18 protein-coding genes are annotated in these 25374 nt (G+C 42.6%); 6 read left to right on the top strand and 12 right to left on the bottom strand.

The window, feature by feature from the left end; all coding sequences use genetic code 11:
- Positions 1 to 106 precede the first annotated feature (106 nt).
- The 7 genes from acnA to ACF8FD_RS02615 form a co-directional block, all read right to left on the bottom strand.
- Positions 107 to 2860 (bottom strand): aconitate hydratase AcnA, encoded by a 2754-nt coding sequence (gene acnA, locus ACF8FD_RS02645; protein WP_392453092.1) that lies wholly within the window; start codon positions 2858 to 2860, stop codon positions 107 to 109.
- Positions 2861 to 2987: 127 nt separating this feature from the next.
- Positions 2988 to 3803: a TatD family hydrolase gene (locus tag ACF8FD_RS02640; protein WP_392453102.1), complete on the bottom strand. Its 816-nt coding sequence runs from the start codon at positions 3801 to 3803 to the stop codon at positions 2988 to 2990.
- 12 nt (positions 3804 to 3815) lie between these two features.
- Complete coding sequence (locus ACF8FD_RS02635) at positions 3816 to 4766, bottom strand: RsiV family protein (protein WP_262470983.1); 951 nt, start codon at positions 4764 to 4766, stop codon at positions 3816 to 3818.
- Positions 4767 to 4813: 47 nt separating this feature from the next.
- A complete protein-coding gene (locus ACF8FD_RS02630) occupies positions 4814 to 5632 on the bottom strand; it encodes a hypothetical protein (protein WP_392453090.1) in 819 nt (272 codons plus the stop codon).
- A gap of 90 nt (positions 5633 to 5722) precedes the next feature.
- Positions 5723 to 7312, bottom strand: coding sequence for a peptide chain release factor 3 (locus ACF8FD_RS02625; RefSeq protein WP_125273919.1), 1590 nt, complete (start codon positions 7310 to 7312; stop codon positions 5723 to 5725).
- A gap of 168 nt (positions 7313 to 7480) precedes the next feature.
- A complete protein-coding gene (locus ACF8FD_RS02620) occupies positions 7481 to 9559 on the bottom strand; it encodes an EAL domain-containing protein (RefSeq protein ID WP_333655139.1) in 2079 nt (692 codons plus the stop codon).
- 263 nt (positions 9560 to 9822) lie between these two features.
- A complete protein-coding gene (locus ACF8FD_RS02615) occupies positions 9823 to 12018 on the bottom strand; it encodes a carboxy terminal-processing peptidase (RefSeq protein ID WP_333655138.1) in 2196 nt (731 codons plus the stop codon).
- Positions 12019 to 12259: 241 nt separating this feature from the next.
- Here ACF8FD_RS02615 and nagZ point away from each other — a divergent pair, with 241 nt between their 5' ends.
- Entirely contained in the window at positions 12260 to 13276 is a 1017-nt protein-coding gene (gene nagZ, locus ACF8FD_RS02610) for a beta-N-acetylhexosaminidase (RefSeq protein ID WP_392453089.1), read from the top strand.
- Between the two features lie 158 nt (positions 13277 to 13434).
- A complete protein-coding gene (locus ACF8FD_RS02605) occupies positions 13435 to 14310 on the top strand; it encodes a class I SAM-dependent methyltransferase (RefSeq protein ID WP_125273922.1) in 876 nt (291 codons plus the stop codon).
- Positions 14311 to 14368: 58 nt separating this feature from the next.
- On the opposite strand, the gene ACF8FD_RS02600 is transcribed toward ACF8FD_RS02605, so the two are convergent.
- Positions 14369 to 15700 carry an alpha/beta fold hydrolase gene (locus ACF8FD_RS02600; protein ID WP_125273923.1) on the bottom strand — a complete coding sequence of 444 codons (1332 nt, stop codon included), beginning with the start codon at positions 15698 to 15700 and terminating at the stop codon, positions 14369 to 14371.
- Positions 15701 to 16006: 306 nt separating this feature from the next.
- Here ACF8FD_RS02600 and ACF8FD_RS02595 point away from each other — a divergent pair, with 306 nt between their 5' ends.
- From ACF8FD_RS02595 to pta, 3 genes are all read left to right on the top strand, one after another.
- Positions 16007 to 17272: a glutamate-5-semialdehyde dehydrogenase gene (locus ACF8FD_RS02595; RefSeq protein WP_125273954.1), complete on the top strand. Its 1266-nt coding sequence runs from the start codon at positions 16007 to 16009 to the stop codon at positions 17270 to 17272.
- Positions 17273 to 17878: 606 nt separating this feature from the next.
- Positions 17879 to 19096, top strand: coding sequence for an acetate/propionate family kinase (locus ACF8FD_RS02590; RefSeq protein ID WP_004692411.1), 1218 nt, complete (start codon positions 17879 to 17881; stop codon positions 19094 to 19096).
- 55 nt (positions 19097 to 19151) lie between these two features.
- Positions 19152 to 21293, top strand: coding sequence for a phosphate acetyltransferase (gene pta, locus ACF8FD_RS02585; RefSeq protein WP_125273924.1), 2142 nt, complete (start codon positions 19152 to 19154; stop codon positions 21291 to 21293).
- 151 nt (positions 21294 to 21444) lie between these two features.
- Here pta and ACF8FD_RS02580 read toward each other — a convergent pair whose 3' ends face one another.
- Both ACF8FD_RS02580 and ACF8FD_RS02575 read right to left on the bottom strand, forming a co-directional pair.
- The gene (locus ACF8FD_RS02580; protein WP_228199318.1) at positions 21445 to 21687 is read right to left on the bottom strand and encodes a hypothetical protein; all 243 of its coding nucleotides are present in this window, start codon (positions 21685 to 21687) and stop codon (positions 21445 to 21447) included.
- 100 nt (positions 21688 to 21787) lie between these two features.
- A complete protein-coding gene (locus ACF8FD_RS02575) occupies positions 21788 to 22285 on the bottom strand; it encodes a hypothetical protein (RefSeq protein WP_171455640.1) in 498 nt (165 codons plus the stop codon).
- Between the two features lie 476 nt (positions 22286 to 22761).
- Between ACF8FD_RS02575 and ACF8FD_RS02570 the strand changes: the two genes are divergently transcribed.
- Positions 22762 to 23772 (top strand): hypothetical protein, encoded by a 1011-nt coding sequence (locus ACF8FD_RS02570; protein ID WP_392453087.1) that lies wholly within the window; start codon positions 22762 to 22764, stop codon positions 23770 to 23772.
- A 55-nt stretch (positions 23773 to 23827) separates the two neighbouring features.
- Here ACF8FD_RS02570 and ACF8FD_RS02565 read toward each other — a convergent pair whose 3' ends face one another.
- Both ACF8FD_RS02565 and ACF8FD_RS02560 read right to left on the bottom strand, forming a co-directional pair.
- On the bottom strand, positions 23828 to 24337 hold the full coding sequence (locus ACF8FD_RS02565; RefSeq protein ID WP_058868915.1) for a DinB family protein: 510 nt from the start codon (positions 24335 to 24337) through the stop codon (positions 23828 to 23830).
- A 109-nt stretch (positions 24338 to 24446) separates the two neighbouring features.
- Positions 24447 to 25352, bottom strand: a complete 906-nt coding sequence (locus tag ACF8FD_RS02560; protein ID WP_279665010.1) for a DMT family transporter — start codon at positions 25350 to 25352, stop codon at positions 24447 to 24449.
- Positions 25353 to 25374 lie beyond the last annotated feature (22 nt).

The raw sequence follows: 25374 nt of genomic DNA, 5'->3' as shown, positions 1-25374 counted from the left end.
CTATATCGGTAAAATCGTGTTCATTTTACCTGAATACGACCTTGGATTGAATGTATCGCTACAAACAATAAAGCCCTGCTACTGACAGGGCTTTATTTCATTGAGATTAGGCTGCAATTAAATTACGCAGTACATAATGCAAAATGCCGCCAGCTTTAAAGTATTCCACCTCATTCAAGGTATCAATACGGCACAACACTGTAAATTGGTCTTGGCTGCCATCTTCTCGAAGTACCTGAATATCCAAAGTTTGATGCGGCTGAATATCATCCGACAGTCTATGAATCGAAAGTATTTCACGACCTGTCAAATTTAAGGATTGGCGCGTTTGTCCATCGACAAATTGCAATGGCAATACTCCCATACCAACCAAATTCGAACGGTGAATTCGTTCAAAACTTTCGGCAATCACCGCTTTAACGCCCAATAAGTTCGTACCTTTGGCAGCCCAGTCGCGCGATGAGCCTGTACCATACTCTTTCCCAGCAATAATAATTAATGGCGTATGTTGCTGCTGATAAAGCATAGAAGCATCATAAATGGGCAAGTTTTCTCCGGTTGGAATATAGATCGTGTTTCCACCTTCTTCTCCACCGAGCATTTCATTCTTAATACGGATATTGGCAAAAGTGCCTCGCATCATCACTTCATGGTTCCCACGTCGAGACCCATAAGAGTTGAAGTCTTTGGGTTCAACCCCTTGTTGTTGCAAATAGCGTCCAGCGGGGCTGTCCTTCTTGATATTACCCGCTGGGGAAATATGATCGGTGGTGACCGAGTCTCCAAGCACAGCCAAAATACGTGCCTGTTCAATATTGGTAATCGGTTTCGGTGGCTGACCAATCTCTTCAAAAAATGGCGGATGGCGAATATAGGTTGAATTCTCTTGCCAAGCATAGGTCTGACTTTGAGGAATCTGAATCGCCTGCCATGCTGCATCACCATCAAATACTGCGGCATACTCTTTATGGAACATCGCGGTATTTACGCTCTGTAGCGCATGATCAATTTCAGCCTGACTCGGCCAAATATCTTTCAAGTAAACCGCTTGCCCATCTTTGCCTAGACCAATCGGTTGCGTGGTCAGGTCTGTACGGATATTGCCCGTCAAACCATAAGCCACCACCAAAGGCGGCGAAGCCAACCAGTTGGTTTTCACCAGAGGATGCACACGCCCTTCAAAGTTACGGTTGCCTGAAAGCACTGAAGCAACATTAAGATCATGGCACTGAATCGCTTCTTCAATCGGTTCAGGCAGCGGTCCAGAGTTACCGATACACGTTGTACAGCCATAGCCGACAAGGTTATAACCCAACTCATCCAAATACGGTGTTAAACCTGCCGCAACCAAATAATCAGTCACCACTTTAGAACCAGGCGCAAGCGAACTTTTCACCCACGGTTTACGCTGTAGGCCTTTTTCAATGGCTTTTTTAGCGAGGAGTCCCGCGGCTAACATCACGCTGGGATTGGACGTATTGGTGCATGAGGTGATGGCTGAAATGACCACATCACCATGATTCAAGGGGTAAGATTTTCCATCAATGGTGCAAGATGGCTCCTCATGCGGTAGATTGGCTTTTTTAGCTTCAACAGCCGTGCCACCACCTTCATTTTCTAAACGCTCTTTGGCTTCTTTGGCTGGCTTGAGATTTAGTTCCATCAAATCATGAAAAGTTTTAGGTACATCTGACAGCAAAACACGATCTTGCGGACGTTTAGGGCCTGCCAAACTGGCCTGCACGGTGCTCATGTCCAAGCTCAAAGTATCGGTAAAAACGGGTTCATCACCTGCATTTCGCCATAAGCCTTGCGCTTTGCTATACGCTTCAACCAAATCAATCCGTTGTTGCTCACGACCTGTCAACGCTAGATAGGCCAAGGTCACGTCATCAATCGGGAAGAAACCACAGGTTGCACCATATTCAGGGGCCATATTGGCAATAGTCGCGCGGTCAGCCAAAGGCAAGTCGGCCAAACCATCGCCATAGAATTCAACAAATTTACCAACCACGCCTTTTTGGCGTAGCATTTGTGTGATGGTTAAAACCAAATCCGTTGCGGTAATGCCTTCATTGAGTTTTCCTGTGAGTTTGAAACCGATGACTTCAGGAATCAACATAGATACAGGCTGCCCAAGCATCGCCGCTTCAGCTTCAATCCCGCCAACACCCCAACCGAGCACGCCTAAGCCATTGATCATGGTGGTATGTGAATCTGTTCCCACCAAGGTATCAGGGAACGCAAAAGTTTGTCCCTCATCCTCCCCCAGCCACACCGCTTGGGCCAGATACTCTAAATTGACTTGGTGGCAAATTCCTGTACCGGGCGGGACAACACTGAAATTATTAAAGGCCGATTGTCCCCAGCGTAGGAATTGATAACGCTCACCATTGCGTTGCATTTCAATTTCGACATTTTCAGCAAAGGCATCTTTATCCGCAAAATGATCGACCATCACGGAATGATCAATCACCAAATCGACAGGGGACAAAGGATTAATCAAATTCGGATCGCCACCCGCTTGTGCCATTGCAGCACGCATGGCTGCCAAGTCAACCACGGCGGGAACCCCAGTGAAATCCTGCATCAGTACACGTGCAGGCCGATATTGAATTTCTTGATCAGAGCTTCTGTTTTTTTGCCAATCGACTAGGGCTTGAATATGCTCTACTTTTACACTTTTTTGATCTTCAAAACGGAGTAAATTTTCGAGTAAGACCTTTAAAGACTTGGGTAATTGATCAATATTACCCAATGTTTGGACGGCTTGAGGGAGGTTAAAAATTTGATAGGATTTTTCACCCACCGTGAGTGTTTGTAATGCATTGAAACTATTGATTTTGCTATATCTGGCCATTCGGTTGCCCTCCCAGTATTGGCGAATTTATTTATTATGATGTTCTTTCTTTAATGTAAGCCTGTTTAGAAAAGAATGTGTTCCCTTTTGGTTATCTTATTTTTATCGAGATTATTGTCTTATTCTTCTAAAATTTTAAATACAATGCAGCCAATGAGTTTTGCCAGAGTTGAGCTGCTAGCGAGCGCTCAGACTGATCCAGTGTCTGTGCGAGACTCTCCAAAACATAAGGTAAATTCACTGGCGTATTGCGGGTACGGTGCTCAGTCGATGTTTGACAACACAACGGCGTCATATCAGGACAGTCCGTTTCAATCACCAAATGTTCACTACCAAGTGCTTGCACCACTTGATGCAATTTTTTGGCGTTTGGATTAGTGATTTGCCCTGTCACCCCAATTTTAAAACCGAGTTTGACCAAGGCCTTGGCTTCTTCCACCCCACCACTAAAGGCATGAGCGATACCACCAAATTTGAATTTTTGGGCTTTTAAAATGGCAATGCTTTCTGCATGTGCTTTGCGAATATGTAATAACACTGGCTTTTGATATTGCTGAGCAAGTTCCAGTTGTTCAGAAAAATAAGATTGCTGCTTGGCGAAAAGTGCAGGCTGTTTATGCTCTTTTAAAAAGGTGTCTAAACCAATTTCACCCACAGCCACACAGTCCTGCTGCTGCAAAACCTGCTCTAAACGCTGTAAGTGTTCAGTCTGATGCTGTTCGATATAAAACGGATGTAAACCTGGGGCAAGATAAGAGCATGGAACATTCTCCCAGCTTTTGAGTTGCTGATGGGTCTGAATCAGCGCATCAAATCGTGATTCAAGAAAACCAATAAGGACCAGTGCCTCTACCCCAACACGTTTTGCTTGCTCAGCCAAATGCTGCCGATCAGTATCAAAATCGGCAACATCAAAATGAGTATGGGTGTCGAACAGAGGCAAACTCATACTTGATTAGCTCTTGGCTTCTGAAGCAGCCTGTGCGCTCTGTTTGGCTTTGGGTAAGTATTCAGGCTTTAAAATTTTCTGGAGTTGATCATAGCCAAGAGTTAAGCGCGGTAAACCCACCACATAAGGGCCAATTTCATACTCGCCATATTGCAAAATCAGACCTTCAGTGCCCAAGTAATAATTGTTACTCAAGCTAAACTTCCACGCTTGCTCATATTCATCGACATTGGTCGCTAACTTAGAGTCCACAACCCAAGCACGAAAGGCTTCATGCGCTACTCTATTTAACGCCGCCTTCTGATTCGGCAACAATAGATCATCCAAACTCACCAGCTTTTGCTGCTTCAAGTCAAAATTGTAATAATGTTGTGACGATGAACCATGTGCACCGCCTAAGTAGCTGCTGGTGTTCAACACCACCGTAGCCAAAGGGTCTTTGGCATTTAGAATTTTAGGCTTAATCATCAAACTAATTTGATGGTTCGAACTTAAAGCTTTCAACTCTTGGTCTAAACCCAGAAAAGCAGCCAAATAAGGTTGAACTTGTTTCTCTAGTTTCAGTTTAGGGGTGATGACTTGGCCCACTACTGCAGGTTCAGAACTTGCCGCCACCGCACTTGATGCCGTGGTATCAGAACTGCTATGCATCGGCGAAATATCAATAATCTGCGAGAGATCTTTCACAATTTGTTGATCAATAAAATCATCAATAAATGCTTGATTACTTTGCAAACGATCAATGTTTAATTCAGGGCAAGCATTGCCATCACACTCAGGTAATTCGAATTGTAATTTTTCTGTGTCACCGACCAGCTTTAAGGCTGTTTCTGCCTCTGAAGCCGCTGTGGTTTGCGTTGCAGGAGTTTGAGGCTCTTTATCTTTTGGTTGGCAGGCTGTCAAACTGATGGCAGCTGCAAGTACGCTGATTGTAAATATTGTTTTGCTTTTTAACATAAATAACCTATTACCTTGTGAAGCCAGCTCTTGCTTTGGCCAATGCACTAAAACAACTGGGTATAGACATCGGCTTTTAATACCTGTTGAGTTTGTGCTTTCGTCAAATAAATATCAAGCTGGGTCCCATCTTTTACAATCTCATGAGTCCGATAATGTAAACCAATGCCCTCTTGGTCAAAAAACCAATCTGCTTGCCCCCAGTACAACTTCACTGGTGCAGATTTTCTCACTTCAGGTTCTTGTTTCTTCAACCAGTCTTGATACGCTTTTTGCACCAACACATTCATCGCCAGTTGCTGTTTCGGGTGAATTAAATCTAATAATGCCACCGCTTTTTGATTTTTACGATCTGCAACAAAGAAATAATAACGTTCCTTAACATTTACATTCTCTTGATTGGTATCAACCCCAATTTGCATGAGCACAAACTGATTGCGCTGATACGGTATACGCGTATACATTGCCAAGCTATAAGCCTTATTACCCTTGAATTCGGCTTGCCATGTATCCGACTTTTTCACATAGGCATTAATGGCTTGCTGTAAGCTCATGTCTTGTTTTAAGCCAATTTGATCTTGAATTACGCGAGCCTGACTTTTGGCAATCCATTGGTTTAACCACGGATCTGCCGTTGTTAAGCTTTGCAGATCTAATTCAATACAGTTCTTGGTTTCACAAAATGGCTGTGCAATATCAGCCGCTTGTTGCTGAATATTCAAATACGGTAACACTTCAGCCTGCTCTGTTTTAAATACCGAGCTTTTGGCATCTGTGTCTGTTTCAGATTGTTTAGAGGAGTCACATGCCGTCAATAAGACAGTCAAACTCACCAATATTGTATAAATAGCCTGTTTCTGCAACATGCGTCTTCCATGAAATTCATGATTAAAATAAAGTATCTTGCATAATAAAACAGCTTCACGAAGAAGCTGTTTTATTTTTTAACATCCCGATTAGTGTTCGCGGGTATTGCGGAACACGATGTCTGGATAACGCTCTTGCATCAATTGTAAGTTCACACGACTCGGTGCCAAGTAGGTCAAGTGACCACCGCCATCTACCGATAGTTGGTCATGTGCTTTTTTCTTAAATTCATTGAATTTTTTGTCATCATCACATGACACCCAGCGCACAGTGTTAATGCTCACAGGCTCGTAGACGCAGTCGACTTTGTATTCTTCTTTCAAACGGTATGCCACCACTTCAAACTGAAGCACACCTACCGCACCAACAATCAAGTCATTGCTATTTTGCGGCATAAAGACCTGTGTTGCACCTTCTTCTGAAAGTTCTTTTAAGCCTTTTTGTAACTGCTTCGACTTCAATGGATCTTTCAAACGTACACGGCGGAACATTTCAGGGGCGAAGTGCGGAATACCTGTAAATTGCAATTTTTCACCTGAGGTAAAAGTATCGCCAATTTGAATCGTACCGTGGTTATGTAAACCAATAATGTCCCCCGGCCATGCTTCTTCTAAATGCTGACGATCACCAGCTAAGAAAGTCAAAGCATCACTAATACGCACATCTTTATCTAGACGCACATGCTTCATTTTCAAACCTTTTTCATATTTGCCTGAACAAATACGCATAAAGGCAATACGGTCACGGTGTTTCGGGTCCATATTGGCTTGAATTTTAAAGACAAAGCCAGTAAAACCCTCTTCAGTTGCTTCAACCAAACGATTTTCTGTTGGGTGCGCTTTAGGTTCAGGTGCATAGTTGCTAAATGCATCTAACACATGGTCTACACCAAAGTTACCCAGCGCTGTACCAAACAATACAGGCGTTTGACGACCCGCAAGGAACTCTGTGCGGTCTAAAGGCTCATTGGCCATTTGCACCAACTCTAGAGACTCTTCAAATGCCGCCCAAGCCAGCTCACCGACTTTTTCACGTAAGTCTGGATAGTCATAACCATCACGAACTTCAATTTCGGTAATGGTTGAACCAAAACCAGCTTTATAAACATAAAACTTCTCTTCGATCAGGTTAAATACACCAGCGAAGTCACGACCTGTACCGAGCGGCCAAGTGATCGGCACACATTTGATTTTGAGAACACTTTCAATTTCATCCAACAGCTCTAAAGGCTCACGGATTTCACGGTCCATTTTGTTGACGAATGAAATAATTGGGGTGTCACGCATACGACACACTTCCATCAATTTGATGGTACGGTCTTCGACCCCTTTTGCACCATCGATCACCATCAAAGCTGAATCGACCGCCGTTAAGGTACGATACGTATCTTCTGAGAAGTCTTCGTGTCCTGGGGTGTCCAGTAGGTTGATCATTTTGTCTTTAAATGGAAACTGCATTACAGAGGTGGTAATCGAGATTCCACGCTCTTTTTCCATTTCCATCCAGTCCGATGTCGCAGCACGGTCAGATTTACGGCTTTTTACCATCCCCGCAACCTGAATCGCTTGTCCCCATAACAATAGTTTTTCGGTCATGGTGGTTTTACCCGCATCGGGGTGGGAAATAATCGCAAAGGTGCGACGCTGCGCAACTTGCGCGGCTAATTCATTTTTAAACATAAATTAAATCTGCAATTGATCATAGCCCTTATGATCAATACGATCATAAAGTCCTATAAAAGAAATTCTAAATTGGGCTAATTGTATCCGAATACCGCTTGAGCTTCTATTGTCTTTTATCAAGCGAAGCGAGAAAGCGCCTCACGCCAAAGCGTTTCAATGAGTGGCTTAATTGAAATAAGTTGACGATGTGTACTCAAACTCTTCTAAGCGCTTAACATCCATAGGCATACCCAACAAATAGCCTTGTAACTGCTGACAGCCTAAACGCGACAAGATTTCCATTTGCAAAGGACTTTCTACACCTTCTGCCGTCACGACTAAACCTAAGCGAATCGCTAAATGAACAATACTTTCTAAGATCATTTCATCTTTTGAGCCAACAGTCAGCTCATGAATAAAACCGCGATCAATCTTCAACTCATCTACAGGTAGGTTCTTTAAATATAAAAAGCTGGAATGTCCTGTCCCAAAGTCATCAATCGCCAAACGAATCCCCATTTCACGTAAACGCTGTAAGGTACGAATGCTGGCTTCGATATGGTGCATGGCGGTACTTTCAGTGATTTCAATAATTAAATGATTTGGATTGACTTTATATTTATCAAAAAGATGCTCAAGATTATTAAATAAATGCTTATGCTCAAACTGCACCGCCGATAAATTCACGGCAATTGGATAGAGTTCAATTTTCTCTCGCTCCCAGATTTGCAGTTGTTTACAGGCTTGCTCCAAAGCCCAATAGCCCATTTGGATGATCAACCCTGTTTTCTCCGCACCTTTAATAAACATATTGGGGGTCAACAAACCTAAAGTCGGATGTTTCCAGCGAATCAATGCCTCGACCCCACAAATCCGTTGATCTTGGATGGTAAATTTAGGCTGATAATACAAAACAAACTGTTGTTCTTCTACGGCTTTATACAAGTCATTGATCAGCTTAGTTTGGCTTTTCGCTTCTTGTTGGTCAAAACTGTAATTAAAAATAGAATAGGTATTTCGTCCCTGATATTTTGAGGTCAGCATCGCTGCATCGGCATTAATCAATAAATCTTGCAAATTACTACCATGCTCAGGATACATCGCAATACCAATACTGGCCGACACATTGATTTCTTTACCCGCAATCAAAAAGCTATCTTGAATCAACTCCAGTACTTGCTCGGCCATTTGGCACGCTTGCTCAGCAGTCGCCTGCTCCAGCACCATTAGAAACTCGTCCCCACCAATTCTGAGAATTTTTTCATTTTTACTTAAGTTACGATGAATCCGAGTGGTCAGTTGAACCAATAATTGATCCCCAACATGGTGCCCAAAGACATCATTCACAGCTTTAAAGCGATCTAAATCGATATACAAAAAGGCGATACTTTCATTTCGGAGGCGGTGATCTGTAAACAAGAAATGGGCGTATTCTGCCAAATACAATCGATTGGGGAGCTTGGTTAAATTGTCCTGTACCGCCTGATTTGCCAACTCTTTATTGGCCAGAGAAAGTTGAATATTACGCTCTTCTAAACGTTGTTCCAGTACAGCAACAACAAATGCCGCCACCAAAATCAAAGAGGTAATAAAGATAACAACAAATAAAACAATGCTTTGACCTGCTTCAAGGGGCATCACCAGCTTGTCACTATGGGTTGGATAGAACGAGACTGCTAGCATACCGGTATAATGCATACTCACGATGGTCAAGGCCATCATCCCTGCAACATACCATTGGTACAACAGTTTCTTACTGACTGCACTTTTATATTTAAAGATCAGCCAAAAGGTTAAACCCGAGCCACTAATGGCAAGTAAAATAGAAAAAACTGTTAATAAAGGATCGTAAACACTCAGATAGCCCTCAATAATCAGCCCCATCATGCCAGTATAATGCATGCCCGAAATACCAAGCCCCATCAATACCGACCCCAAAACCAATCTTAAAAAAGGTAAGGTCTGACGCGTGGTCAACCAAATTGAAAAAACAGATGCAATAAAAGCAATAAAAAAAGAAAGAATTGTCAGTGCAGGGTCAAAATAACTATGCGTCGGCAAATCACAAGCCAACATACCCACAAAATGCATGGCCCAAATGGCACAGCCTAAGAAAAAACTACTGAGTAAAATGAGCACTGTTTGAAATTTTTTACGCCAAGTACGAAATAATAAGCGTTCGGTCGACACTGCAAAAAAACACGCCAACAATGCCACAACAATTGAACCTAATACCAAACTAAAATCGTAATGCACATGCATCATATAAAATGTCCGTATTAATTTCTCTTTTTCTTCATTTATATCCTTTTTATCAAAGGCGAAAAGCATTACTACCCGATTAAGAATCTTATACAAACAGGTTCAGGTCAAGAAAAAATCACAGAGATATCATTAGAATTTATAGATTTATTTTACCTAGCAGATTGCTTTGGCAGCCTGCCAATCCCACATTTGTGTTTTGAATCACAATTTAAATAAAAAGCCAGTCGAAACTGGCTTTTTAATACATTGCGTCAGAGATTAAACTATTTTGCAGTGCCTTTTTGCAACTTGACATAATCCAACAAGACATTTGCAGATTCAGTCACAAATGCTTCCTCTTCAGGCAATGCAGGACGTTGATTCGCTTTCATTTTAGCGCGTGCTTCAACCAAAGCTTCCATAGAAGCTTGATAGCTTTCCCAGTTTGCATAAGGCTTTTGCCCTGCAATCTGACGGCGCTTGTTTTCCGAGTCTAAAGTCTGTTTTTCCAGTGCCAACAATTCAGCTTTACGTTGATCAATATCTAAAACCACACGTTTTTGATCTTCGGTCTTTTTCGAGATTTCTTTACGCTGTTCAAGATAGTTAAACTGCGGGTCGACTTTAACGCGTGCTTGCGACAACTCACCTAAACGTTTCACATACGGTGCAATACTGCCTTCACGTTTAAACGGTGCAGTTGGAATGGTGTCCCACTCAAGCGCATTTTTCGCTTTACGCTCACCAAACTCTTCATTGTAAATATCTACCAGCTTCACGTCTGGAATCACGCCTTTGTTCTGCGTACTGCCACCCGTTACACGGTAAAACTTACGTTGCGTTAGTGTCGCTTGACCATGCGCCAAGTTGTCGAGCTGAACTTGTGCGGTTCCTTTACCTGTGGTGGTGCTACCAATCACAATGCCACGTTCATAGTCTTGAATCGCAGCAGAATAAATTTCGCTTGCAGATGCAGATGCTAAATTCACCATCACTGCCAATGGACCCGCATAGGTTTGCGCACCATTGTCATCGTCTTCGAAAACGCTCACATTGCCATTACCATCTCGAATTTGCACCACAGGACCTGACTTAATCACCTGTCCAAGCATGCGAGCCACTTCTTCAAGCGAACCCCCTGGGTTATTACGTAAGTCGATAATAATCCCTGAGACATTCTTGGCCGCTAAAGTTTTCAGCGCATTGTTGGTATCTTCAGATACAGAGCGATATTCTGTGCCCGCACGACGTGCACGATAGTTCAAATAGAAAGACGGAATTTCAATCACACCAAAGGTGTATTGTTGTCCATCACGCGCTACATTCACGGTACGTGAACGTACCCCAGCATCTTCTTCTTGAATGACGTCACGGGTAATGGTCACATTACGTGCTTGGCTCATCGGCGCACCTGAACCGAGTAACCGTATGGTAACTTTGGTACCACGTTTACCACGGATTAAGCCCACAATTTCATTGCTCGGCCAACCGATCACATCCACCATTTTTTCGCCATCTTGCGCCACACCAATGATGCGGTCACCCGACTTCACCTGTCCAGACTTGCTCGCAGGACCACCTTCCACAATGGTTTCGATTTTGGTGTAGTCTTCATTGCCCCGTTCAGGTCGAATCGACACCCCAATCCCTTCAAGCTGCAAAGTCGTCTGACGGTTCAATTCCATTGCATCGACAGGTGGGAAATAGTTACTGTGCGGATCATAGGTAAGCGTCATTGCATTGAGTGTTTTGTCTAACACATCATCACTTTTCACCCGTGAAATACGTTCTAACTGGCGCATATAACGCTTGGTTAAGGTTTGTACTGGGGTTAAATCTTCCGAGCTAGTGAGATCTTGTCCATTGGCCAATTCTGGATTGGCTTTAAGCGCTTTTTGCTTCGCCAACTCTTCTTCTTTACTGATAGTCAAATTAATCAGCTGCGAAACCAACATTTTGTTCCAATGCTGACGCTGCGCCGCTTCATTGGCAAAATACGGTGCCTTTTCACGATCCGTTTCGATATAAACATTGGCTTGTTTTAAATTCTGCGGCTTTTTCAGCTCATCCAACATATAGGTATAAAACTGGGTCAAACGATCACGATACTGTGCATGAATCGCATACGGCCCACTTAAGTCACCTGCTTTTAAAGCCGCACCTAAGTTGGAGCCATATTTACGCTTATAACTCTCTACTTCAGAGGCAAGAAACAGCGAATGGTCTGGATCTAAACTATCCAGATAGAAATCGAGAATACGCGCCGATGTTTTCGCATCTAAACGTTGATTGAGATAATGTTGACGATCAACCAAGGTCGCCAGTTGACGAGACACCAAAGCCTGCTCCTGCGACGGAACAATAGCTTGTTTGGTTACAGCGGTAGTTTCAGTCGCTGCAATGGCTTCATTAATGGCATGGGTGAAAAAGAATCCACCCGTTGCAATTGCAACCGCACAAGCAATGGTTTGAAGTTTCATAAATAATTCTTAGTTCCTTGGTTTTTGACCAAAATTACAATGTCATTTTTCGACATGAATTGAGAATATTCAAAATCTTAAACAACTTAATCTGTTTATGTCGTGTAGTTTTATCATAATCTGTGCTGACAAAATGTAGCAAATCATTGCAAAATTCGGGTATTGTTTTCGACGACCTGTTTCGCTCACCTTTCAGAGCCAAAACAGTCACTGACCAAAAAATCAAATACGGACACCCAATATGATTGGCGCATTGATGCTCGACATCGCAGGCACAGAACTTACTCAAGAAGATATTGCACTATTACAAGCACCGCAAGTCGGTGGCATGATTTTATTTGGACGAAATATTGAGTCTCCTGCACAAGTTCGCGCCCTAACCGACCACATGCGCCGAATTCGTCCTGATATTTTGATTGCTGTCGATCAAGAAGGTGGACGTGTGCAACGCTTAAAACAGGGCTTTAGCCTACTTCCAGCCATGGGTAAGTTTGGCGAGCTATTCTTAAGCGAACCTGAAAAAGCCTTAAGCTTGGCAGAACAATCTGGCTGGTTGATGGCGACAGAAGTGCTTGCAGTCGGTATCGACTTTAGCTTTGCCCCTGTACTCGATTTAAATGACATCAGTGATGTGATTGGTGACCGTGGCTTTGCCAAAAATATTCAAGACATCGTACCGCTGGCCAGTGCGTTCCTAAAAGGGATGAAAGCCGCAGGCATGGCATCGACAGGCAAACATTTCCCCGGCCATGGTTCAGTCAAAGCAGACTCGCATGTCGCAGCAGCCATCGACTCACGCACATATGATGAAATTTATGCCAAAGATATGCAGACCTTTATCAAACTGATGCCACAGTTGGATGCACTCATGCCTGCCCATGTAATTTATAACCAAGTCGATCCAAACCCAGCAGGTTTTTCACCGTATTGGATTCAAACCGTTCTACGTCAACAACTGGGCTTTGATGGGGTCTTATTCTCAGATGATTTAAGCATGCAAGCCGCATGTGTTGCAGGCGGTGCAGATGCACGCATTCAAGCCGCACTCCATGCAGGCTGTGACATGGGACTGGTATGTAATGACCGAGCAGCCGCATGTGGAGCCTTGGAGGGGATCAGCCAACTGGCGCTGCCAAACCAAGCTCGCTTAGAACGCATGCGTGGTCAGATTCCAAATATCAGCGTTCAGTCGAAGCTGTATTTAGGTGAAGATTGGGCCAAAGTACGCGACCAAGTGGAACTATTTAGATTAAGTTAAGCACTTCATCTTTGACCATTTCAACCGCGACATTTCGGACAAAGGGACATCACAAAATGTCCTTTTTTCATTATGATAAACTCAAAATAAATCAACAGGCTTGCTCTGTATTGCCCAAACAACAACGCTAAAACAACAAAATATCAGGTACGGATACCATGACAGATACTTTATCGGCTCATCGCCACATCTCTTTTACTGCACACTATACAGGCTATATTTGGTATAGCATGGGCATCTCACATCCTGTGTTTACCACCCGCAAAGGGAAGTTACTGGCCAAACTGGTGCATCCACTCGAAAGCTGGGCTGAGAAATATGTCGGTGGCAGTATGCGCACGACCTTAAAACAGCGTCATCAAATGATTGATAATCACCTCAGCACACTAATCCAGCAGCATCCAAACTTACAAGTTTTAGAAATTGCCAGTGGCCTGTCCCCACGCGGCTGGAGCTTTCGCCAACAGTATCCTGAGATTGACTATCGTGAACTCGACTTACCTGACATGGCAAAAATGAAAACTCAGGCCTTAAAACAGATCGATCAGACCAGCCCAGCGGTTCTCTCCGCCGACTTATTTAGCGCGGATTTTGCCCGTGCCTTTGAGGTGTTTGACCCAAACCGCCCTTTGGTGGTGGTGAGTGAAGGTTTGATCAACTACTTTAGCAAAGACATGCTCGCTCAACTGCTACAAGGCATTATCCAATACGGACAGCAGTTTGATCAGTTATATTATCTGACTGACCTCTACCCTGAACCTGTGAAAAATAAGCTGGCTAACTTTATCTGGAGCAGTAGCAAGCTTTTAAAATGGATGTCTCGTAGCGCCTTTGGCTTTCACTTTGTCAGTCCGCCTGAAGCCACTCAGTTTTTCAAACAAGCGGGCTTTCATACTATTACCGTTCACCAACCCACTTTAGCTTTCAATAGTACTCAGGCCGATACTTCAAACTTAGATCAGCAGGATCACTTAGGTGACTTGGTCTGGTTGATACATAGCCAATGGCAAAAGCCCAATCAACCCGAGCAATAAACTTAGTCCCCATAAAAAAACAGCGATGAAATGCTGTTTTTTTATTTTTGAATTTCACTTAACTTACGGCTTCGAGCAACGTCTGTTCTTGTTTCTGATGCCCCACAAAGAGGAGCAGTCGCTCCGCGAGTTCAAAACTGCCATGTTTAAATAAGGCACGAATATAAGGCCCATCTTCGGCAAAAATTAAACATTCAATCTGAAACTCGCCTTCTTCATCGCTCAAGTGCAAAGCCAAATCACGCGGATATTTAGCCGCCACAGCAGCTAAGTCTGACTCAAAGCGTAAAAGCACCCCAAAGTAGTTCAAGTCCACCACTTCTGTCGCAATCACCAAGTCTGAATGTCGATAGCTTAAGAAAGTTTCGGGCTGTTGAATCTGAACTCGCTCTTCACCACGACGCTCCATTTCCAACATTTGTGCTCGACTAAAGGGGATAATCCCGTCTAAGTGTTGAATGGACTCGTCCTTCAGAAACGTCGCAAACAAGTGCATGGTTTCTTTACGGCGTTGTAGCTGTGGCACATGGTCTGCATTGGCAATTTGCGCATATTCCATGTCAGGACATTGCAACGCAAAGTTGGCATTTTCATGTGGCAAGGTAAAACTGTCATATTGGCCACAGGCCACCAAGACTCTGCACTGTGGAATCGGCACATCGGTGAGGCGAAGCAAACGATTACAGTTGATTTCATAGCGCTCTTGTTCTGTTGCGGTAAACTCCGCCATCTGTCTGAAGAACAAACGCTTGGCTGTGGGTGACATTCTGGTTTTATCCATTTTGGCATGATTGACCAAATACAAAATCACGGCCTGACCAAATTCATCCATGCGTTGTTCACGCATTAAATGTAACGACTCTTCCAGCAACATCCGCCAACTTTTACGGGTCTTTTGCATCACGCCCATTAAAATCATACGGTCAATCAGTTCTGGTCGTTGATCGGCCAGACAAGACGCCACCACTGAGCCCAGTGACATGCCCATCACTGAAACTTTGTCTAATCCTTCAATGTCTAACCAAACACCGAGCATTTTTGCAAGATCACTCAGTTCCAATGTTCCTGCAGACAAGCCCGTATCGATATTACGAATTTGTTGATTGGCACCCATTGAAGGCAGATCAATCAGGACAATCGGACCAGCATCGAGCAGTTGCTCAACGCAGTATTTGTAGGAATTAAAGTTTTGAAATGCCCCACCAATAATCACGATAGGCGTGCGATGGAATGACTCTGGCCGAGCAATCGCCATGTATTCGACTTTCCAGCCCTCAATCCATGTGGTTCGTGCAGGTTCTTTAAAGCTGTTACGATGGTAAACATCAAAAAAACCTACGCGTAAATTCGCGTCATCTAGCTCGGCATCCCTTTGAATCATAGAATTCATGTTCCTTCCCTCTACTCTTGCCTGTACTTTTTGTTTTGCAAGAAATGCACGATCACGCCTGTCAACGACAACAGGGTGCTCAGTGTTGTAATAATTATGCAAGGACTTCATGTCCTAAAATTCATTCTATACAGAGCACTGTTTTACACGCAACAGATTGTGTAACCGCTCATCATGTTTTAGATAAAAAACAATTTCAAAATATGTATAAGTCTGCCTATACGCTGGATTTTTTATGTAGAGACTATGCGGTCGAGTGTTAGGCTGTTACTATCTTCTGTGAAATTTCTAAGTGATCAAACCGCTATGCAAGAGTCGATTGAACAATATATGCAAACGGTAGGACAGCAAGCACGTCAAGCTTCTCGTATTTTGGCGCGTGCCTCTACCGAAACTAAAAACAATGCGTTGTCAGCTATTTATACTGCTTTAGTCAACAGTGAGCCCACTATTTTAGCGGCGAACCAAGCAGATATGAACAAAGCGCACAGCAACAACTTAGACAGTGCTTTACTTGATCGCTTAGAACTGTCTCCCGCACGCTTTAAAGGCATGTTGCAAGGCTTAAAAGATGTAATTAGCCTCAAAGATCCTGTCGGTGAAATCACCGATATGGCCTATCGTCCGTCAGGAATCCAGCTCGGTAAGATGCGCGTTCCTTTAGGCGTGGTTGGCATGATTTATGAGTCTCGCCCAAATGTGACCTTAGAAGCTGCATCTTTAGCACTTAAATCGGGTAATGCCATTATTTTACGTGGTGGTTCTGAAGCGCTCGAATCCAATAAAGCCATTGCTGAAGCCATCCAACGCGGTTTAAAACTGGCGGGTTTACCTGAACATGCGGTTCAAGTCATTAACACCGCAGACCGCGCAGCCGTGGGGCAACTGATTACACTCACCGAATTTGTCGATGTAATTGTTCCACGTGGAGGCAAAGGCCTGATTGAACGTATCAGCAATGAAGCCCGTGTCCCTGTGATTAAACACTTGGATGGGAACTGTCACATTTATGTTGAAGCACAAGCTGACCTACAAAAAGCCCTACCGATTGCGCTCAATGCAAAAACTCATCGTTACGGCGTATGTAATGCAATGGAAACTTTGCTGGTCGATGAAAAAGTCGCAGATGAGTTTTTACCGCGTGTCGCTGAGCTCTACACTGAAAAGCAAGTGGAGTTGCGCGGCTGTGCTGAAACTCAGCGCATTTTAGGTACAGCAGTCAAAACGGCGACAGAAGAAGATTGGTACACGGAATACCTCGGTCCAATTTTAGCAGTGAAAGTGGTGTCTGGTATGGAAGAAGCGATTGAGCATATCAATAAATACGGCTCACACCATACCGATTCAATCATTACAGAAAACTACTCTCTAGCTCGCGAGTTCTTGGCTGCTGTTGATTCGAGTTCTGTCATGATCAATGCCTCGACCCGTTTTGCCGATGGTTTTGAATATGGCTTAGGTGCAGAAATTGGCATCTCAACGGATAAAATCCATGCTCGTGGTCCAGTCGGTTTAGAAGGCCTGACTTCACAAAAATGGATTGTGTTTGGTGATGGTCAAATTCGCCAATAATTAATAGACACATTTAGCATATCTATGTTCAGCTCTTTCCAAAGGGCTGAACATTTTTTATATCCGAACCCCCTCTGCAAGCACTCAAAACAAAAGCATGATCATCATAAGATGCACGCGTATTTTTCTGATCCACTATCGGTTGTTGTTTTGACTTGATATCCCTTTTTTCACATAAAGGCGTTTGCCAACTCAATCATTACCATTTCAATGCGAATCCTTAAAATCTAGAGGAAATCATGCTTTTTTGATGGTCACGTTGATTGCGTATGTGATTGTGTGTGGATCTAAAATGACATATCAAAAATAAACAGGAACGCCACAATATATTCAGCTGCTTTCAGCAGATAGCGTGTTATTTTTATAGCGTTGAAGTTGATGAATAATTCATCATCATTTCATGAATAAATGAAAATCATGAACCGATAAATTTTAATTATTATTCATCAGATGGTCGATAGTGCTTAAGTCTAATCACCTAAAGTCTATCTTGGACTAAAAATATACACATGATACAACATAAAAAATGATCAAGATTGCATAAGAACGTACTGCATGAAGATCAGTTCTAGGACGGATAATTCAATTAGAATCAGGTATTAAAACGTGTCTACATCAGTATTAGTAATTAACTGCGGATCTTCATCAATTAAATATGCGCTCGTTTCTGAACGTCGTGAAGATCGTATTTTCGGTTTAGCTGAGAACTTAGGTTCTGCTGACGCTCGTATCAAAGGCATTACAGCGGGTGGTCAACCCCTTGAATTGTCTATTCCACATGCCGATCATGAAAAAGCATTGGAAACCATCTTAGAACGCCTTTCACATTATAACCCTCAAGCCATTGGTCACCGTGTAGTACACGGCGGTACATTGACCAAAGCTGAGCTTTTAACTGAAGAAATTGTCGAACGCATTCGTGCAGCAACACCACTTGCACCATTACACAACCCTGCGCACTTGGTTGGGATTGACGCCACGATGCGTTTATTCCCAGAGCTACCACAAGTGGCTGTATTTGATACAGCATTCCACCAGACTATGCCTGCACATGCTTATCGCTATGCTGTGCCAAAATTTTTATACACTGAGCATAATGTACGTCGCTATGGCTTCCACGGTACGAGCCATGCTTATGTGTCTGAACGCGGTTCAGAACTGGCAGGTAGCTTCAAACAAGGAGGTTGGTTAACCGCACACTTGGGTAATGGTAGCTCTACTTGTGCGATTTGGAATGGACAAAGTGTAGATACATCAATGGGTTTAACTCCACTAGAAGGTGTCGTAATGGGCACACGCAGTGGTGATGTCGATCCAAGCTTACATAGTTTCCTTGCCAATAACCTAGGCTGGGACATTTATAAAATTGATAAAATGTTGAATAGCCAATCGGGCTTACTCGGGTTGTCTGATCTTTCGAATGACATGCGTACTTTGATTGAAGCCTCAGAACAAGGCAATGAAGATGCAACTTTAGCCATTGAAGTGTTCTGCTATCGCCTCGCAAAATCATTGGCCGCACTAAGCTGTGGTCTACCACGTCTTGATGGCTTATTCTTCACGGGTGGTATTGGTGAGAACTCGGCATATATTCGTGAAAAAACAGTCGCTTTCCTACCGCACTTTGGTTTTAACTTGAATAAAGAAGCCAATGACAGTTTAAAACGTGGTACCGAAGGTCGTATTGATGCAGGTACAGGCCCACAAATTTGGGTTGTGCCGACCGATGAAGAAGGCCGTATTGCCAAAGAAACTGCATCCGTGGCCGATGAGGTGATTCAAACTGCTGCAAAAAAGTCTGAAGACAATGTAGTGATCGCTTAAGCGGTCGTTACATTCACTCAAGTCTGTTTTAAATTCTTGTATGACGAATAAATATATGAAAACGATTTTACTTGTGCCCACTGGGGAAGGCGTCGGCTTAACATCCGCTTGTCTGGGTTTGGTTTATGCGCTGGAATGCCAAGGGGTTAAGGCTGGATTTTTAAAACCTTTTTCTCAAGAACTGACCACAGGTGCAGACCGTACCACAGCGCTCTATCACCATGTTTCAAAAAATGAAACCGTTGAACCAATTAGCTATCACACCATTTTGCAACAACTCAGTGCAGGTGAAAATGATGAGTTGCTTGAGGATGCGGTTCGTTTGCACCGCGCTATTGCGCGTAAGCATGACCTGATTATTGTTGAAGGCTTAGTCCCGAATAGCCGAGATTCTTTTGCCTCTGAGCTAAATGCACAACTTGCGCAAGCACTCGATGCCAAAGTTATTATTGTCAGCAATGCAGACATTAATAAACCAAGTGCGACGGCTGAAAAAGTCGATAGCCAGCTACGCTACTTTGGCGGTGCCAGCTCAGAGCGAACTGCGGGCGTGTTATTGATGCGCACCAAAGGCTTGCCCGATGACTCAGCACACATTCCAGTGACGTTTGACCCAAGTCTGCGTTTAATCAGCGATACCAATAAATTTATTATTGAGCTCCAAAAGACCCATCCAAAACTCGGTTCAGATAAACTCCCTGTGATTGGCTTGGTTCCGTTTAGTAACACGCTCAGCGTACCGCGTATGTCGGACTTGGCTTCACACATTCAGGCGGAATGGATCAATCAAGGCGATGCTAACCAACGTCGTGTGTTACATAGCAGTTTGATTGCATCGAACATTGAACATGAACTGCATAAATTTGTCGCAGGCGAGCTAATCATTAGTGCATCAGATCGTATCGATGTGCTTTTGGCATCCAGCTTAGCCAGCAGTAACGGTATTCCATTGGCAGGTTTGGTACTGACTGAACACCATACGCCAAACGAGCAAGTGCTTGCGTTCTGCCAAACAGCGATTAAGCAAGGCTTACCAATTTTACATACAGCGCTCAGCACGTTCGACACGGCACAGAGCTTAGCCAATCTCAGCAATGAAATTCCTGTCGATGATACGGAACGCGCTGAGCAAGTCACTCGTTTTGTGTCGAGCCATATCAATGAAGAATGGTTAACGGCAATGTTGAATGGCTCGTACCAACCTCGTCTCTCACCTTCGGCTTTTCGCCATGAATTGGTCCAAAAGTCGATTGCTGCGAAGAAGCGCATTGTCCTCCCTGAAGGCGATGAGCCACGCACAGTTCAAGCGGCGGCTATTTGCCAATCTCGTGGCATTGCACACTGTATTTTATTGGCGAAACCTGAAGCTGTAGTAGAAGTGGCAAAAGCACGTGGTATTGAGCTTCCACATGACTTAGAAATTATCGATCCAGATTTAATTCGTGAAAACTATGTCGAAAAAATGGTGGAACTGCGTAAAGGGAAACTGAACGAGCTGCAAGCGCGTGAACAGCTGCAAGACACTGTCGTTCTAGGCACCATGATGTTGGCACTCGATCAAGTCGACGGTTTGGTTTCAGGCGCAGTACACACCACAGCCAATACTGTACGCCCAGCCTTCCAACTGATTAAAACAGCGCCTGAGTACTCACTGGTCTCTTCCGTGTTCTTTATGCTATTACCCGATGAAGTCTATGTTTATGGCGACTGTGCGATTAACCCAGACCCAAATGCCGAAGAGCTCGCTGAAATTGCGATTCAATCGGCTGACTCGGCAAAGGCCTTCGGTTTAGACCCACGTATTGCAATGATTTCATACTCTACGGGTACCTCTGGTGCTGGAGCTGAAGTTGAAAAAGTCGCTGAGGCAACACGTATAGCGAAAGAACGCCGTCCTGATCTGTTGATTGATGGGCCGCTTCAGTACGATGCAGCATCGGTTGAAAGTGTCGGACGCTCGAAAGCACCTGATTCTAAAGTTGCAGGTCGTGCCAATGTGTTTATTTTCCCAGACCTAAACACAGGTAATACCACTTATAAAGCCGTGCAACGCTCTGCTAATGTCGTAAGTGTCGGACCAATGTTGCAAGGTTTGAATAAACCTGTAAATGACTTGTCTCGCGGGGCTTTGGTCGATGATATTGTGTTTACGATTGCACTCACTGCAATTCAAGCAGAACAACAAGCAACAGCTTAAAGTAACTTGATGTGATCCAAACCATCCAACGGAAAAGTTGGGTGGTTTTTTTATTCTATAGCGCTCTATTCAACGAAATAAACGTTTAGAAAAAGCCAAACACCTTCACAATTATTTATCAATCTATTAGGCTAAAAATCTACTTCCTCACTTAAAATAACAACCCAATAAAAAAGAGGAATACACCTAAAATTGGAATGTAAATCCAGTTTTTTCTTATCCATTGACTGATCTTAAAATCAATAATCCATCCACGGTCACCTTTCCTCATCATCTCTTGATACTGCTCATTTGATTTTTTTGATAAAGGAAATAAATTTGCTGTGTAAATTGGAAGTAATAACCCACCAACTATCAATAAACAACCAACTATTGAAAGAAATGAAAGCTCCATTATTTTCTTCTCTTGAACTGTCTTAAATTATAATTTTGCGATCGCTACAGTAATCACCTCAATCAATACAGGATTTGAGACCTTCTCATCTTTTATCCTGCTATCGGTCCAGTTTTTCTTTAAGCCTCGCTTGATATCTTTCGTATTCTTCAATTTGTTTTTCATATTCATTATATTTTCTGATTTTTTCCTGATCTTCTTCATTTTTCTTAATTTTATCTTGATATTCCTTATATTTTTGGGAGTGCCAATATAAAAGATAACCAATGAATACAAGCGCAGGAAAAGTAAAAAGTAATCCAATACCTGCGGTAAATATAGTGCCTATAACAACCAATAACGCAAATATGATTTTGGAGATATGTACCAGAAACATGCCTCTGACTTCTTCATTAAATATCCAATATAAATTGAGAGCTAGGTAACAAAAAAAAGCCAAACCAACCAGAAGTCCTAGAAAAAGCTCAAGTGACTCTGAATTAAAATAAGAGCCAACAAGCCCTGGGATCAGCATAACAAACATAAAAGCTATTGATACTGAAATCGAAATGGATAGACATAAAATAAACCTGAACAATTTATTGATATTTGATTTCACTTTCCCCACTCCCAAATGGTGCAAAATGATCTTGCATTTTTACTTATTAATTTTTCTAAAATAAATTAATTTTCTTTTTAAATTAAGATCTTCGTTAGAGACCTATTTCAGATTTTAGGGTGATTCTACAAGTTGCAAATAGACCTGTAAATGACCACGCATGCCTCTTTGGTCAATGACATCATACTCACAGTTATACTAGAAACTTAAGCTAATTGAGTGGTCTGCCTAATGCTCAACTAATGCATACTTACGCATATCCCAAACACAGATAAAACAGTAAGATTTTACTTTTCAGACACTTAAACAATATACTCAAGAGAGGCTTTGTTGCATAAATATGTAAGCATCTGATTTAAATAAATTTAATTTTGGATCAAAAAATAATCAAAACTTTTAAAATCATATAGTTATGAAATCTTTGTGCAACAAAGCCCTCAAGAGATATAATTAAATTATAAATCATTGGTCTCATAATGAATAAAAAATTGCTTCCAATTCTAATAGTGACAACATTTTCACTGACAGCATGTAATGAATCTAAGCAGCACCAAACACCGTCAGACTCAACCACAGCATATAAAAACTTAAGTACAGCTAATCCAGCTGACATTAAAGCGGATCTTGATGCCCTAGATCAGATTTCGAATAAAAACTCTCAAGCCATTTTGAACGTACAAGATGCACTTAAAGCGGCTCGTCAAAATAAAGAAGTCGATACCATCCCCGCCCTGCTAGAACAACTGAAAACCCATTCTCTTGCGTTTAATACTGCACTAGATGCAACAAACTTCAAAAGCCAAGAAGGCGCTGCGTTACGTGAAAAATTTAAGCAAGTCCATTTACTTGGTGTTGAGCTTGCACAAGAAGATACTAAAAATCCACCACAGATGGATCGCATCACCGGATTAGAAGCGCAAATCAGCGTCATACAACAAAGTTCTGTCAGTGAAATGAGAGCCTTACAACAGATGGTGTACCCTCAACTGAATTCAGGGGCATTAGACAACACACGACAACAACCAAAACCAAATACCGAACCCCATGTCGCGGCTCGTACTGCACCGCAGACCACCTCACATCTGAGTCAAGATAATGCAGCAGACATCAAACATGACCTCATTGCGCTCGGGGCACAATCAAGTGCAGCTAAACAAGAAGCAGAAAACACAATATGGGAGATAAAACATGCGATGGAAAAAAAAGATCTGCGTGCTCTAAAAACTGCAATTGAAAAATCAAACAAGCGCATTCAAAGTCTGAATCAAAATTACGATATGGTGTCTCTCAAAAGCTCAGAAGTAGCCGCAGCCCGTGAGAAGCTCAAAAAAGACAATAATCTTCAAATTGAAATGGGTGAAATTATCTTATCCACCTCGCCAGATAAACAAAAGTTTGAGGAGTTGCAAAAGAAACGATCCAATTCTCAAAAAATGGTTGAGATTGAGATGGAAGCGCTTCGGGTTAAAGCCAATACAGCATCATGATTGGGGCATCGTATCAGCTCGATTCCATTATTTTACAAAACCAACCGCAGCTCTCTTAAACGGGCAGATTTTCTTCTATCAACATATATACCATGTCAATCTCTGGGCATGGATAACCCATTGAAGTTAAAGCCGCTGTCACTTGCCCCCTGTGATGCGTTCCATGATTAAACACATGCAATAATGTAGCAGCATAGGGCAGACTCATTTCTTGTCCGGCTGATGTTTTGTACTGTAAATCATGTCCAAATTTTTCCACATCAACATGTTTTAAAAAATCTATCCAGTTGTAAGCCCTGCTCTCTAACTCAAACATGAGTTTATCTTTATCCCTTTCTACGATGGTATTTAACTTCAATGTAGGAGATGGTTTCGATGAAAACCGAGGAAACCATAGATAATGCTCACCAACAAGCAAGTGATTCAACGTTCCAGAAATACTTTTGAAGAAAAGTCCACATTCAGCATTGAAATCTTCATCAGAGACATTTTTTAAAACTTGGTTTAATTTTTGAGTAGACCACACGTTGTAACGAGCGAATAATTTAAACATTTTTAAATCCATTTATAAAGCCCTGCATGAAGCTCTCTAAAATGAGCATAATACAAAGGATGAAAAACACCTAAATCTTTCATTTCTAAGGCAGAATCGCTTTTGATTTTCTTGCGCACACTCAGCTTCGCTTCAACATTTGACTGAATTTCAACTTGGGCGCTTGAATAAAGAAAATTGCATTACCACATAAAATCAAAATCACCCCAATGACCGCATTGATATGCCATTGATAGCCTTCCCAGATAGTCGAAATCACCAAAGCCACCAACGGAAATAATAAGGTACTATAAGCAGCCTTGCCTGCCCCAATCCGTCCAACCAAATAGAAGTAGGCGGTAAAGCCAATCACTGAACCCAAAATAGCCAAATACAATAAAGCACTCACCGCACTGAATTCCATAGCGGGGAAAAACTCGTCTTGTTTAAATCCAGCAATCAACGCCATCAGGATTGAACCATACAACATGCCATAAGCATTGGTGGTAAAAATATCCAATCCGTTTTTCTGATGACGCGCACTGATCATATTGCCCAATGAAAAACCATAGGTTCCCAACACACAAAGACCAATCCCCATCAGCGTATGATTATTTAAGGTACTCCCTATCACATCATGCCAAAACAAGGCGATGATCCCCAGTCCACCCAACAAAGCCGCAGGATAAAAACGGGTAGAAACCTGTTGTCCAAAGAACAGTTTAGCGTTGAGGGTATTAAAAATGACCGCCATCGAAAAAATAACAGCCTCCAAACCGCTGCTGATATATTGAACCGCATAATAGAAACAAACAAAGTTAAAACCAAAAATACAGCACGCTTGCAACATACAAAATAGATGGTCTTTTACAGCCAGCTTTTGCAGTTTTCGGCACAACACAACAAAAGTAAACAACACCAGAGCCGAAATAAAGAAGCGCCAAAACACGGCTACATTGGTCGATATTCCACTTTGTTGTTGCAGACTTATCGCAATCCATGTCGTTCCCCAAATCACCACAACCAAAGCATATAACAGCGCATTCATACTCTTTAAACCAAACTCAAAC

The sequence above is a fragment of the Acinetobacter sp. TYF_19 genome (assembly GCF_043105125.1).
In the GTDB taxonomy this organism is placed as follows: domain Bacteria; phylum Pseudomonadota; class Gammaproteobacteria; order Pseudomonadales; family Moraxellaceae; genus Acinetobacter; species Acinetobacter johnsonii.
Note: the sequence above shows the minus strand (reverse complement) of the source record. Positions and strands in the feature narration are given on the sequence as shown.

Bases quoted from the DNA above. Each gene is read 5' to 3' on its own strand.
- acnA (WP_392453092.1), bottom strand. From the start codon at position 2,860: ATGGCCAGATATAGCAAAATCAATAGTTTCAATGCATTACAAACACTC.
- ACF8FD_RS02635 (WP_262470983.1), bottom strand. From the start codon at position 4,766: ATGTTAAAAAGCAAAACAATATTTACAATCAGCGTACTTGCAGCTGCC.
- ACF8FD_RS02630 (WP_392453090.1), bottom strand. From the start codon at position 5,632: ATGTTGCAGAAACAGGCTATTTATACAATATTGGTGAGTTTGACTGTC.
- ACF8FD_RS02625 (WP_125273919.1), bottom strand. From the start codon at position 7,312: ATGTTTAAAAATGAATTAGCCGCGCAAGTTGCGCAGCGTCGCACCTTT.
- ACF8FD_RS02620 (WP_333655139.1), bottom strand. From the start codon at position 9,559: ATGATGCATGTGCATTACGATTTTAGTTTGGTATTAGGTTCAATTGTT.
- ACF8FD_RS02615 (WP_333655138.1), bottom strand. From the start codon at position 12,018: ATGAAACTTCAAACCATTGCTTGTGCGGTTGCAATTGCAACGGGTGGA.
- nagZ (WP_392453089.1), top strand. From the start codon at position 12,260: ATGATTGGCGCATTGATGCTCGACATCGCAGGCACAGAACTTACTCAA.
- ACF8FD_RS02605 (WP_125273922.1), top strand. From the start codon at position 13,435: ATGACAGATACTTTATCGGCTCATCGCCACATCTCTTTTACTGCACAC.
- ACF8FD_RS02600 (WP_125273923.1), bottom strand. From the start codon at position 15,700: ATGAATTCTATGATTCAAAGGGATGCCGAGCTAGATGACGCGAATTTA.
- ACF8FD_RS02595 (WP_125273954.1), top strand. From the start codon at position 16,007: ATGCAAGAGTCGATTGAACAATATATGCAAACGGTAGGACAGCAAGCA.
- pta (WP_125273924.1), top strand. From the start codon at position 19,152: ATGAAAACGATTTTACTTGTGCCCACTGGGGAAGGCGTCGGCTTAACA.
- ACF8FD_RS02580 (WP_228199318.1), bottom strand. From the start codon at position 21,687: ATGGAGCTTTCATTTCTTTCAATAGTTGGTTGTTTATTGATAGTTGGT.
- ACF8FD_RS02570 (WP_392453087.1), top strand. From the start codon at position 22,762: ATGAATAAAAAATTGCTTCCAATTCTAATAGTGACAACATTTTCACTG.
- ACF8FD_RS02565 (WP_058868915.1), bottom strand. From the start codon at position 24,337: ATGGATTTAAAAATGTTTAAATTATTCGCTCGTTACAACGTGTGGTCT.
- ACF8FD_RS02560 (WP_279665010.1), bottom strand. From the start codon at position 25,352: ATGAATGCGCTGTTATATGCTTTGGTTGTGGTGATTTGGGGAACGACA.